Source organism: Hungatella sp. L36, assembly GCF_014288035.1.
The window spans coordinates 66,130-79,534 of the sequence record NZ_JACOPC010000010.1 but is presented as its reverse complement, the minus strand read 5'-3'; the positions used below and the strand labels follow the sequence as shown (position 1 = coordinate 79,534).

7 protein-coding genes and 2 tRNA genes are annotated in these 13,405 nt (G+C 53.0%); 8 read left to right on the top strand and 1 reads right to left on the bottom strand.

The window, feature by feature from the left end:
- Positions 1-11: 11 nt before the first annotated feature.
- The 4 genes from H8S80_RS21530 to H8S80_RS21515 are packed head-to-tail and all read left to right on the top strand — an operon-like array spanning position 12 to position 5,158.
- The gene (locus H8S80_RS21530) at positions 12-1,424 is read left to right on the top strand and encodes an ABC transporter substrate-binding protein (RefSeq protein ID WP_243007960.1); all 1,413 of its coding nucleotides are present in this window, start codon (positions 12-14) and stop codon (positions 1,422-1,424) included.
- Positions 1,425-1,450: 26 nt separating this feature from the next.
- Positions 1,451-2,323, top strand: coding sequence for a carbohydrate ABC transporter permease (locus tag H8S80_RS21525; RefSeq protein WP_117632843.1), 873 nt, complete (start codon positions 1,451-1,453; stop codon positions 2,321-2,323).
- A 3-nt stretch (positions 2,324-2,326) separates the two neighbouring features.
- Entirely contained in the window at positions 2,327-3,211 is an 885-nt protein-coding gene (locus tag H8S80_RS21520; RefSeq protein ID WP_117632842.1) for a carbohydrate ABC transporter permease, read from the top strand.
- Between the two features lie 6 nt (positions 3,212-3,217).
- Positions 3,218-5,158, top strand: coding sequence for a sialate O-acetylesterase (locus H8S80_RS21515; RefSeq protein ID WP_117632841.1), 1,941 nt, complete (start codon positions 3,218-3,220; stop codon positions 5,156-5,158).
- A gap of 53 nt (positions 5,159-5,211) precedes the next feature.
- Here H8S80_RS21515 and H8S80_RS21510 read toward each other — a convergent pair.
- Positions 5,212-5,295 (bottom strand) — tRNA-Leu (locus H8S80_RS21510).
- 158 nt (positions 5,296-5,453) lie between these two features.
- On the opposite strand from H8S80_RS21510, the gene H8S80_RS21505 reads away from it, so the two are divergent.
- From H8S80_RS21505 to H8S80_RS21490, 4 genes are all read left to right on the top strand, one after another.
- Positions 5,454-5,537, top strand: a tRNA-Leu gene (locus H8S80_RS21505).
- A 152-nt stretch (positions 5,538-5,689) separates the two neighbouring features.
- Entirely contained in the window at positions 5,690-7,285 is a 1,596-nt protein-coding gene (locus tag H8S80_RS21500; RefSeq protein WP_117632840.1) for an ATP-binding protein, read from the top strand.
- Between the two features lie 247 nt (positions 7,286-7,532).
- Complete coding sequence (locus H8S80_RS21495; RefSeq protein ID WP_243007959.1) at positions 7,533-10,220, top strand: GH36-type glycosyl hydrolase domain-containing protein; 2,688 nt, start codon at positions 7,533-7,535, stop codon at positions 10,218-10,220.
- A 30-nt stretch (positions 10,221-10,250) separates the two neighbouring features.
- Positions 10,251-13,358, top strand: coding sequence for a hypothetical protein (locus tag H8S80_RS21490; RefSeq protein ID WP_117632838.1), 3,108 nt, complete (start codon positions 10,251-10,253; stop codon positions 13,356-13,358).
- The last annotated feature ends 47 nt before the right edge of the window (positions 13,359-13,405 follow it).

Sequence of the window (13,405 nt, the reverse complement as noted above, 5' to 3'; positions counted from 1 at the left end):
AAAGAGGTAGTATGATGAAAAAATGGAGTAAAGCAGGTATCGTATGTGCGGCCGTACTGGCAGCGAGCATGGCAATGACCGCGTGCGGCGGCAAGACCGCAGAAACGGGCAATACCGGGGAAGCCGGAAGCACCGGAGCGGCCGGGACGGAGAAGGCAGCGGACGTAAAAACACCGGAGGCGTCTAAAGCATCGGGAGAGACCGCGAAATTAAGCTTCTCCTGGTGGGGCAATGACGACCGCCATCAGGCCACACAGAACGCCATCGATGCCTTCAACGCGGCTCACGCTGGCGCCATCGAAGTGACCGGAGAGCCTTCCGGCTTCGGCAACCTGGAAGAGACCTTTGCCACCCGCTATGCAGGCGGAACCGCCGCAGATGTCATGACTGTCAACTATCCCTGGGTTATCCAGTACAGTCCAAACGGAGAGGGCTTCTACGATCTCGATCAGGTGAAGGATATCTTTGATTTCTCCCAGTACGACGAGGGATTCCTGGAATTTGGAAAGACGGGCGGCAAGATGCAGGCAGTCCCATACGGCCAGAACACGCTGGGCTTATACGTCAATAAATCCGCATTTGACAGAGCAGGTATCACCGAGCTTCCAACGACGTTCGAGGAATATAAGAAGGCGGCGGAAATCTTTACCCAGCAGGACCCCAATGCGTATATGATCGTCAGCCCTACGTTCCGTTTCGCAGCAGTCTACTATCTGCAGCAGAAGACAGGGAAGGGCGAATTTGCAGAAGATTTAAGCATGAATTACACCGTGGATGACTATAAGGAAGCGATTCTCTGGTATAAGGACTTAGCGGATGCCCATGTCTTCTGTTCCAGAAAAGATTATATCGAGAATGTAGGCAATGAGCCGGTATCCATTGCCCAGAATGCAAAATATATCAATGGGAGCTACGTTGGCGTACTGGAATGGACCGGAGGAATCGCTTCGAACGCCAAGACGCTGGAGGACAAGGGGGACGAACTGGTGGTAGCGCCGCTCCCTGTGATCGACGGAGCCGTATTTGAAGGAACTATGGCAAAGCCCTCCCTGCTGTTTGCAATCTCCAGGGATTCCAAGAATCCAAAGGAAGCGGCTGAATTTTTACAGTATATCTTAAACGATCCGGAAGGAACGAAGCTCATGGGCTCCACCCGCGGCATGGTGGCTTCCAGGGCGGCCAAGGCTTCCTTAGAGGCAGACGGACAGATCACAGGAGCCGTAAAGCAGGCCTACGACTTTACCGATGCAGCGAAAGTAATCAACAATTCTCCGATCTTTGAGAACGCCATATTTACCAATTCCTATGAAAGTAATTACGAGAAGTTTGAGTTTGGAAAGAGCACGGCCGAGGAAGCTGCGCAGGCCATCTTTGACGCCACCAGCGAGCAGGTTGCAAAACTGAAACAGGACTACGGCAAATAAAGAGCACGCAGGAAGGAGGAGATTCTTTGAGAAAGAGCAAAATGGGTCTGGTGTATATCCTTCCATGGCTGATCGGTATGGTTTTTCTTACCCTGTATCCGTTTATTAACGCGCTGGTTATCAGTTTTACGGATTACAATCTCGTGAGAGAACCGAATTTCATTGGTCTGGCCAACTACACCAAGTTGTTTCAGGATGAGGATTTTTTGGGTACGCTTACCGCAACGTTAAAATACACTGTGATTACGGTGCCGTTACAGCTGGCGTTTGCCCTGTTTATTGCATACATATTGAATTTTAAGCTGAAGGGCATTAACTTTTTCCGGACAGCCTACTATATTCCGTCCCTGCTGGGAGGAAACGTGGCGGTGGCGGTGCTGTGGAGATTCCTGTTTCAGCAGGACGGGCTTATCAACCGCATCATCGGCGTTGTGGGGATACAGCCGGTGGCGTGGCTCTCTTCCCCGGGCGGGGCGATGAGCGTCATCATAATCCTGAAGGTCTGGCAGTTTGGTTCTGCGATGCTGATCTTCCTGGCCGCGCTCAAGGACGTGCCTCAGGATCTCTATGAGGCGGCCAGCGTGGACGGCTCCACCAAGCTCCATTCCTTTATCCATATTACCATGCCGCTGATCACACCTACGATTTTCTTCAATCTGGTCATGCAGCTGGTCAATGCGTTCCAGGAATTCAACGGCCCGTATCTTGTAACGGGTAAGGGACCGTTAAATGCCACCTATCTGACTTCCATGTATATTTATGACAATGCATTTAAGTACTTTAACATGGGGTATGCCAGTGCCGCCAGCTGGATTCTGTTCCTCATCATCGTGGCTGTGACCCTGATCCTCTTTGCGACACAGGACAAGTGGGTCTATTATTCGGACGGAGGTAATTAAAAGATGGAGAAAACGCGAGGATTCAGCGAAGTGGAAGTGCGGAGGCACAGACGGGTGGTCATCAGCTCTGTCATCCGTTATATCGTCCTGATTGTCGTGGCGCTCGTCATGATCTATCCGATTATATGGCTGGTGGGCGCTACCTTTAAGAGCAATAATGAAATATTTACTTCGATCAGTTTTATTCCGAAACGGATCGACTTTACTCCCTATATAGAAGGCTGGAAGACGCGGACAAAGTATACGTTCACCACGTTTTTCTTAAATACCTTCCGGTTCGTGGTGCCGAAAATTGTCTTCTGCCTCGTGTCCAGTACGCTTGTCGCGTATGGCTTTGCAAGGTTTGAATTTCCATTTAAGAAGATCTGTTTTTCGATTTTGATGGCTACCATGTTCCTTCCGGCCGTCGTGACAAGAATTCCACTCTATATTTTGTGGAAGCAGATGGGACTCCTCAACACGTATGTACCGCTGATCGCACCGACCATGTTTGCCAATGAACCCTTTTTCGTGTTTATGCTGATTCAGTTCATGCGGTCGATCCCCACGTATCTGGACGAGGCGGCTACAATCGACGGCTGTAATTCCTTCCAGACTCTGATGAGGGTTCTGCTGCCGTCCTTAAAACCGGCGCTGATCAGCTGTACGATCTTCCAGTTCGTATGGAGCTTCAATGATTTCCTTGGGCCGCTGATCTATGTGACCAGCCTGGAAAAGTATCCGGTGGCGCTGGCGCTTAAAATGTCCATCGACCAGAGCAGCGGTATCGTGGAATGGAATCAGATTCTCGCCATGTCATTTCTGGCGCTGCTCCCGGCCCTGATCCTGTTCTTCTCCGCACAGAAATATTTCGTGGAGGGCGTTACATCGACTGGAGTGAAGGGGTGATCGGATATGGAACAGAATGTCCGGCTTTCTGTGACACCGCTCATCTCGGACCATGCGGTGCTCCAGCGGGATGAAGTGATTCCGGTGCACGGCAGGGGAAGAGCCGGAGCCAGGGTGCGGGCAGAGCTGACGCCTGAGTGGGTAAAGGCAGACGGCGTGATTCAGCCGAAATCCGGCTGGGGTGTGGTGAAACCGGCTGGAACGTGGCTGGTGGAGCTGCCTCCGCTTCCCGCAGGAGGACCATACCGTTTGCGGGTTGAATCCGAAGGAGAAGAACAGGAGTTTCATGATCTTTATTTCGGAGATATCTGGGTTATGGCGGGGCAGTCCAATATGCAGCTACCCATGGAACGGGTCAAATACCGGTATCCTGAAGAATATAAAAAGGGCGCATCACCCATGATCCGTCAGTTTGCGGTTCCGATTCAGTGGAAATTTGACTCTGACTCTGACGCGCTGTCCGGCGGGGAGTGGAAGACGGCCGCGGCGGAACATACTCCGGTATTTTCTGCCGTCGGCTTTTTCTTTGCGCAGAAGCTGTATGAGCGTTACCATATCCCGGTCGGCCTGATCTTAACCGCGGTAGGGGGAACACCTGTACAGGCATGGATGAGCCGGGAGGCGCTCAGCGATTTTCCCGATGAACAGAAGAAACTGGATGCCTGCAGTGCCCCCGGGTACGTGGAACGGATACGGAAAGAAGATGAAACCCGCATTGCCGCATGGTGGAGGCTGTTGGATGAGAGAGATCAGGGGCTTACGGAGAACTGGGCCGCGGGAGGAGGCAGGCGCTTCTGGAAGAAAATCAGCCTTGCGGACCGCTGGGATGACCGGGAGGACTTAAAAGGCGCCGGAACCGTCTGGCTTCGGAACTGTGTGGAGATTCCTCCCGGTTTAGCTGGTCAGCCGGTCCGAATATCGCTGGGAACAATCACCGATGCGGACTGCCTCTTTGCAGATGGGGAAAAGACAGGAAGCACCTCCTACCGATATCCGCCGAGAGAGTATGAGACGACGGCTCTCAGGCCGGGGTGCAGCCGGCTTGTGCTGCGCGTTGCGGCCGTCCATGGACAGGGGGGCTTTACGCGCGGCAAGAGCCATCGGCTGATCTGGGAGAACGGAGAGGAGCGGGACATCACCGATGGCTGGGAATACCGGCGAGGAGCGGTGATGGAGCCGTTGAGAGAACAGACCTTTTTTGAACGGAAGCCGGCGGGGATGTACCAGGGGATGATTGCCCCCCTGCACCGTGTCCCGGTGAAGGGAATCTGCTGGTATCAGGGAGAGATGAACGCGGATGAGTATGAACGCTATCCCGGTTATTTTAAAAGGCTTATCGAGGACTGGAGGCGGAAATGGAACAGAGCCGGTTTACCGGTACTCTTCGTACAGCTTCCCAGTTATGATCTGGAGGATGGGAAAAACTGGGTACAGTTCCGGGAAATGCAGCGGAAGCTGACTTCGGTTCCCGGTACGGCCATGGTGGTATCAATGGACTGCGGAGAGGAAAATGACCTGCATCCGGTGAGCAAGAAACCCGTGGGAGAGCGCCTGGCCATGGCGGCGTTTCAAATGGCATATGGAGAAGACGGAGTATGGCTGAGCCCGTTGTTTTCTCACGGTGAAAGGACAGCGGAGGGAATGATTCTGCATTTCAATCACTCGGAAGGCGGTCTGGAGACGGTTGACGGAACTGCGCCGGGCGGATTTGAGTACTGTTTCTATGGAGGAGAAGGGAAAGAAGACGGCAGGAAGGTAAGAATGATGCCGGCAGAGGCACGAATCGAAGGAAACACGGCAGTGGTTCCGTGGCCGATGCGGGACAGGCTTCCGGATGCGCTCGTATATTCCTGGTCCAACAGCCCGTCAGGAGCCAATCTGTGCAATTCAGTAAAGCTGCCGGCCTCCCCTTTCCTCTGCCAGATAGAGACAGAGAAGCGCCATTAGCCCATAGAAGCACAAAAAAAGATGAACCGGTTAAAAACCGATTCATCTTTTCGTGCGGGAGATGGGACTTGAACCCACACGAGAATTCACCCACAAGATCCTTAGTCTTGCCTGTCTGCCAATTCCAGCACTCCCGCGCAACGAAGACTATGATACCATTTTTAAGAAGAATTGTCAACATTTTTTGAAAAATATACACAAAAAAATATTTTCTAAAATATGTAAAAATATGATTGACAGGAAGCCCCTTTTATAATATAATAACTACTGTTGCTGCGAGAGATTGCAGAGACATGCAGAAGTGGCGGAATTGGCAGACGCGCACGGTTCAGGTCCGTGTGGTAGCAATACCGTGAGGGTTCAAGTCCCTTCTTCTGCATCAGAAGCCCCTGTAGACTGAGTGTCTGCAGGGCTTTTTTTTTACGTAACAGGAACTTGCTCCTATTATATAAAAAGCCCTCCGGGCAGGAGGCGCACTTCGCGCCAAGGAAATATGGCTGCTGAAGCAGATAACGATTGGAGGTATGGCATATGCCGTGTGAAAGAGAAAACAGTGTCCTTTCCTTTCGGAGGGAAAACCGTTCGGTCCTTTACAGGATCTTAAGTGTTCCAGTTTCTTTAATTGCTATTTTGGCTGTATATGCCTTTCAAATACCAAATCCCATGATGCTTCTCATCATTCCGGTTGTATTTTTTACATATCTGGAGGGGTATGTCAGCGGCGGCTTGAGCGGGCTGACTGCGGTTGTATACTCTGCCTGTTTTTTTATTGCTCTGACAGAGGATGATGCGGCGTGGCAAAAGCTTGTGATCATAATTATGGCGGTTACTGCTATCGTGGTTCTGGTAGGACGGCTGAAGGCTGCGGATAACCGAAAGATGATCGAGATCTTGCGGGCGGAAGAGGAACTCATTCAGGCGAAAGAGGAGGCTGAAAAGCTAGCCAGGGTAAAGAGCGACTTTCTTTCCATGATGAGCCATGAAATCCGCACACCGATCAATGCGATTATCGGAATGAATGGAATTGCCATGAAAATAGATGATCCGGAACGAATCCAGGAATGTCTGGTCAGGATTGATGATGCTTCCTCGCATCTTCTGGGAGTGATTAACGATATTTTGGATATGTCAAAGATAGAGGCGGAAAAACTGGAACTGTCTGTATCCGATTTTTCCCTGGAGTATCTGCTGAACCGGGTGATCAGTATCAATCAGATCCGTTTTGATCAAAGATCTCAGGACTTTTCCATTGTTGTAGGGGAGAATGTTCCAGCTGCAATGATTACGGACCAGCAAAGGCTGTCACAGGTGATTACCAACCTGCTCTCCAATGCGGCCAAGTTCACACCGAATGAAGGGAAAATTGAGCTGTCGATTGAGCTGCAGCAGGAATTAGGGGAGGACATGGTTCTGCGCTTTGCGGTCAGTGATAATGGCATCGGAATGACGAAAGAACAGCAGTCTCATCTGTTCCGGGCGTTTGAGCAGGCGGACAGCAGCATTTCCAAACGTTTTGGAGGGACCGGACTGGGACTGGCGATCTCTAAAAATATCGTAGAAAAGATGGGCGGACGCATATGGGTTCATTCAATCCCCGGTAAAGGTTCTTCCTTTGTCTTTGATATTTGTGTAAAGAAAGGGAATGCAATACTGGACAGTCCCGGCCGGTGCCTGGGCGGAGACGAGAAGGAGCTGAACAGGCCGGATTATACCGAAGTGCCGGAAAAAGATATTTTTCTGGGCCGCCGTATGCTGTTGGCAGAGGATGTGGAGGTCAACCGCGAAATTATAAAAAATATAGTGGAAGAAACGGGAATTGAAGTGGTTGAAGCGGAGAATGGGGAAATTGCATGTGAGAGATTTAAAGAGTATTCTGGCCAGTTTGATGTGATTTTAATGGATATCCATATGCCGGTGAGAGATGGCTATGAGGCCACCCGGATGATCTGCGGTGAGATGCCGTTTGAAGAGGCTGCGGCGGTACCGATACTGGCCATGACTGCGGATGTATTTCCTGAAGACATTGAGTTATGCAAGAAGGCCGGGATGAACGGCCATGTTGCCAAACCTGTAAATGCAGCAGAATTAATTCAAACATTGAAACGGTATATCCCTGTACGGCAGTAAGGAGCCGCCGAGAACGCCAAAAGGCGTTCTTTTTTTGTTTCACAGGAAATTTTGTCCTGTGATCCAAAACAACTCAGGGGGACAGCGCACCCGGCAGAGGAAGAGTATAAAGGGATGGGCGGATAAAATCTAAAAAAATAACACCAATCTAAAATCCGGCTACTGTCAGCCGGGTTTTTCTTTTTTTATAATGAATGTACGGATACGAAAAGGGAGCATTCAAAGGGATAAAAGGAGGAAGGATGAAGTGGGATATCAGTTTGTGAATCAGGAAGGCGACTTCGTGTTGGCGGAACCGGAGCAAAGTACCGGTCTCTATCTGCCGTTGGTAAATCCGGCCGGAGTCATGGGGGCCATTACACCAACCGGCCATGGGGACAGCAAGTTATCACAGGATCAGTTTCTGCTGGAACCGGCTGGTGCAGAAGATCTGCACAGCCAGGCGCCGGCCAGGAACTTCTGGTGTCTGACAGAAGGGCACGGCCCCTGGTCCGTGTTCGGTCAGTCTGCGGAACAGGAGGCGCGGCGTTTCAGCGGACACAAAGACCTCAGCGAACTGGAGGCAGGCGCCTTCTGGCAGAAAGTGAAACGAAAATGCCCGGACAGCGGGCTGGCGGCGGAAGTACTTTCTTTCTGTCCTGTAGATGATTCTGAAGCAGCCGGTGCCCGGGCAGAGGTGATGAAGGTCACACTGAAAAATGAAGGCAACAGGGAGCTCACGGTTCGTCCGGTGGCGGCGGTCAGCCTCTACGGGCGCGGAGCCGACCACATCAGAGATCACCGCCATGTGACCTCTCTGTTAAATCGTATGACGGTCACGGCTGACGGGATTGTGCTGAAGCCATCCATGGCTTTTGATGAGCGGGGGCATCATCAAAATGAGATGAGCTACGGCGTGTTCGGAAGGCGGGAGGATGGAGCGCGGCCTGACGGCTTTATCCCCGTGTCAGCGGATTTTATGGGCGAAGGCGGAAGCCTTTTATGGCCCCGTGCGCTTGCTGATGAAAAGATGTCCGATCATGAGGTCTGGAAGAAACCGGGTTACAGTACGGAGGGATACGAATGCGCAGGCGTTATACGGTTTGAAGAGATGACGCTGAAGCCGGGGGCGTCATGCAGCTTTTATCTGGTGCTCAGCTATATGGAAGAGGGAAAGGAGTACCTGGAGAAGGAAAAGGCGGAAGCCGCGTTTGAGTCGATGAAGCGGTATTGGAATATGCAGAAAATCGCAGGGTGCAGTACGGGGAATCAGACTTTTGACCGGTGGATGCAGTGGGTATCCCTGCAGCCTGAATTAAGAAGAATCTACGGCTGTTCTTTCCTGCCTCATCACGATTACGGAAGGGGCGGGAGAGGCTGGAGGGATCTGTGGCAGGACTGCCTCGCCCTGATCCTTAAGAATCCCGCCGCCGTGAGGGAAGATATGGCGGCATTTTTCGCCGGAATCAGACCGGATGGCAGCAATGCCACCATCATCGGAAGCGGCAGGGGGACTTTCAAGGCCGACCGAAACGCAATTGTGAGAATGTGGATGGACCATGGCTACTGGCCTTACCGGACGGTGCGCCTCTATCTGGACGCGACGGGGGATGTCGAGTTCCTGTTTGAGAAGAATACCTATTTTGTGGACGGAGTCAGAACCAGAGCAGGAGGCCGGGAGAAGGGGAGTGCGGGAGAGGAAGGCAGAGAAGCGTATCGGGGAACGCTTCTGGAACACTTGCTGGTTCAGCATCTGACCCAGTTTTATGACGTGGGACTCCACGGCCATATGCGGCTGCGAGGCGCAGACTGGAACGACGCCCTCGACATGGCGGGGGAAAATGGGGAAAGTGTGGCCTTCACAGCGGCCTACAGCGGTAATTTAAGAGAATTGGCGGAACTGATCACCTGGCTCAGAGAGGAAAAAGGCGTAGCTGCGGTGGAAGTGGCGGAAGAACTGGGGACACTGCTTTGCGCGGACAGGGAACTGTATGACAGGCCGCATGGAAAGCAGGAATTGCTGGGAGCCTACTGTGAACGCTGTCTTCATGGCTTCTGCGGCAGAACCGTGACGGTCGATACGGGACGGCTGTCCGGGATTCTCGATGCCATGGGAGCGTGGATCCAGCAGCACATCCGTCTCACGGAGACCATAAAGGACGGGGAAGATAACCTCTGGTTTAACGGATACTACGACAATCACGGTATGCAGGCGGAGGGCGTATTTCAAGAAAACGTGAGAATGATGCTGACCAGTCAGGTCTTCTCCATACTCTCGGGAACTGCAACCGACGAGCAGGTGGAGCGGATCGTCGGCGCGGCGGACCGCTATCTCTATGAAAAAAGCGCGGGCGGCTACCGGCTGAATACCGATTTTAAGGAAGTAAAGCTGGATCTGGGACGAATGTTCGGTTTCGCCTATGGCCATAAGGAAAATGGAGCCGTCTTCTGCCATATGGCGGTGATGTATGCCTATGCCCTGTACCGGAGGAGATTTGCCAGGGAGGGGTATCGGGTTATCGAAAGCCTGTACGGGCAGTGCATGGATTTTGAGACCTCCAGGCTCTATCCCGGTATCCCGGAGTATTTTAACGAGAGGGGCAGGGGAATGTACCCCTGGCTTACGGGAGCGGGGAGCTGGCTCATCCTGACCCTTCTGACCCAGATCTTCGGCGCGGAAGGGGAGTACGGGAGTCTGACGCTCCATCCGCAGCTTCTGGCGGAACAGTTTGACCGGGAGGGAAATGCCCGGATTGCATTTTCCTTTGCAGGCAGGAAGATGAATCTGATTTACCAGAATCCGAAACACCTGGAGGTGGGCGACTACGAGGTGGTGGAGATCTGCCTGGACGGCAGGCCGCTGCCATTTGATAAAAAGAACCCGGTGGTTTCCCGGGAAACACTGCTGCGGCTTTCTGGTGACCCCGTACATACTCTGCGAGTCACGCTGGAATGATACTGCTTTTTAAGAGAGGAAGGAATATCCATGTTAGATAAAAATAAAAACTATGTTATAGAAAACTACCATTTAAAATCGGCCTTTTCCAGCTTTTTGCCGGGGATCAGCGGGGAGCACGGAATTCCCCTGTGGTGCTATTACGTGAATCGGGGCCAGTGTGTCTCCTGCTTTGGGATTCAGGATAAGGACCATCCCATTATGGAATTTTATCCGGCTCACCAGGCGTATGAGAGGACGCCGCTTCTGGGCTTTCGTACCTTTTTGAGAGTGAACGGAGCGTATGAGGAACCATTTTCCGGGAGAGACAGGGCGCGGCGCATGGTGATCGGCATGAACAGCCTGACGATTGAGGAGGAGACCGGGCAGTACCGGATTTCGGCAGAATATGAAACGCTCCCCCAGGAACCCGTGGCGGCCCTGATGAGAGAGGTGAAAATCACGAATGTGACAGGCGAAGACCTGGCAGTCGAGGCGGCAGACGGCATGGCCGAGGTGATCCCCTGCGGCGTGAGCAGCACCACCATGAAGGATATGGGACAGACGGCAAAGGCGTGGATGGAGGTAAGGGATGTCCGAAACGGTGTGCCGAAATTCAGGGTGAGAGCCAGTATGGAGGACAGCGCCGAGGTGACGGAAGCAGAAGGGATGAATTTTGCCTTTGCCCGGGGCGGCGAAGGGGAGATTCTGCCTGTCATTGTGGACCGGGAGATTCTGTTTGAGACGGATACGGCGCTTCTGCGGGCCTGGGGATTTGAGCGGGAAGGCGTCAGACTGCCCGATCATAAGGAGCAGGTTACATGCAACGATACCCCGTGCAGCTTCTTTCTCGCTTCCCGCATCCTGAAGCCCGGAGAGACGCTGGTGATGCGGGAGCTGTATGGAACGGCGAAGGAACAGACCCGCATCGACCGGGTATGGAAGCTGTCCGGAGAGGACGGATGGTTCCTGGGAAAACAGAGGGAGGCTTTCGCTCTCACGGAGCAGATCACATCCAGGATTGCGGTAAAGACGGGCCATGCGGTATTTGACGCATACTGCCGCCAGGATTATTTAGACAATCTCTTAAGGGGCGGGTACCCGGTGCGCATCGGAAGCAGTAAGACCTTTTACCTCTATTCGAGAAAACACGGCGATATGGAGCGGGATTATAATTTCTTTTCCATGCTGCCTGAGCCGTATACCCAGGGAAACGGCAATTTCCGCGATGTCTGCCAGAACCGCAGATGTGACGTCTATTTTTCACCGTTTGTCGGGGACAGCAGCATTCGGACCTTCTACAACGCGCTGCAGTTAAATGGATACAATCCGCTGGGAATCGAAAAAGTCACCTATACGATGCCGGAGGGGCAAATGCCGGTTCTGGAAGGGGTGGAGGCGGCCGCGGCAGATGCGCTTAAGGACCTTTTTACAAAAGAGTTTACACCGGGACAGCTGGATGAAATTCTGGCAGAAGGGGTGGAAGAGAGGGCGGACCGGGAGCGTATTTTCGCCGGCATCATGGATCTGGCCCGGAGTGAGGACCGGACCAGGTACGGGGAGGGCTACTGGTGCGACCACTGGACCTATAACCTGGATCTGGTGGAGGCGTATCTGGCCGTCTATCCGGAACGCCGGGAAGCGCTTCTGTTTGAGGAGGACGGCTACAGCTACCGTCAGGCGGAAAAACGCATCCTTCCCCGCAGGAAACGGTACGTTAAGACGGAACAGGGGATCAGGCAGTACCATTTCCTTGAGGACAACGCGGACACTGAAAGGAAGGAAAACCGGTATTTGAAGGATCAAAACGGCTGTGTGGTGACGGCCAGTCTGGCCTCCAAGATGATGACGCTTGTGATTACCCGCATGGCGGCCCTGGACCCGTACGGCATGGGACTGGAGATGGAAGGCGGCAAGCCGGGCTGGTATGATGCGCTGAACGGCCTGCCGGGGCTTTTGGGCTCCTCCATGGCGGAAACATACGAGCTGCTGCGCTGTGCCGCGTTCCTGATCGAATCGCTGGAGAAAACAGAAAAATCCATGATACTGCTGGAGGAGACGGCCGGTCTCGCAGGCGCGGTCTGCAGAGCCGGACAGCAGTTCCATAAGGAACTGGCGGAAGGGACCTCTGCGGCCGGCTTCTGGAATGCGGTGAATGATGCGAAGGAGCATTTCTGGGATACCACTTCCAGGGAGGTATCGGGGGAGCGCGTGACATGGGAAGCGCAGGAGACCGTCCGCGTGCTGACGCAGTTTTCCGATATCCTCCGTATGGGAATCAGGAAGGCGGCCAGACTGGGAAGAACTGTGCGGCCTACCTATTTTTACTATGAGGTGACGGAGTGGAAGGAGGAGTTGGATGGAATCCTTCCGCAGGCATTCCGGGTCCATAATACGCCGGATTTTCTGGAGGGATCGGTGCACTATATGAAAATTGCGGCGGATGAAGAGGAGAGGAAGGCGGTTTATGAGAGTGTCCGCGCAAGCAGGCTGTACGATGATGCGCTTTCGATGTACAAGGTAAACGCGTCGCTCTCCGAGGCGACCTTCGAGCTGGGGCGGGCCTGTGCATTTACCCCGGGATGGCTGGAGAATGAGTCTGTCTGGCTGCATATGGAGTATAAATACCTTCTGGAGCTGCTGAAGGCCGGAATGTATCAGGAGTTTACAGAAGACTTCCACAAGGCCGCGGTACCGTTTCTTAATGAGGAACAGTACGGGAGAAGCCTGCTTGAAAATTCTTCCTTTATCGCCAGCAGCGCCAATCCCAATCCGCGATACCATGGAAAAGGCTTTGTGGCAAGGCTCAGCGGCGGGGCGGCCGAGTTCCTGGAGATGTGGGAGATCATGATGTTTGGAAAACAGCCGTTTTCCGTCAGGGATGGAAAGCTGGAGCTGTCGTTTGAACCGTGTTTCCCGGAATATCTGACAGGGAAGGAGAAGACGATTACGGCGACATTTCTGGGAAGCGTTCCCGTCACCTACAAACTGCCGGAGCAGAGAGAGGTCCTTCCGGGCACTTACACGGTGGAACAAATCACCGTAGAGACGGAGCAGGGGGAGGAGTCCTTCTCCCGGACTGTGACAGGGCCGGCGGCAGAGATGGTGCGGGAGGGACGTGTTCGCTCCATCACGGTTTCGCTGGCAGGGAAGCTCTGAAGATAAATGAAAAATAAAAAAATGACACCTTAGAAAAATTTGAGACA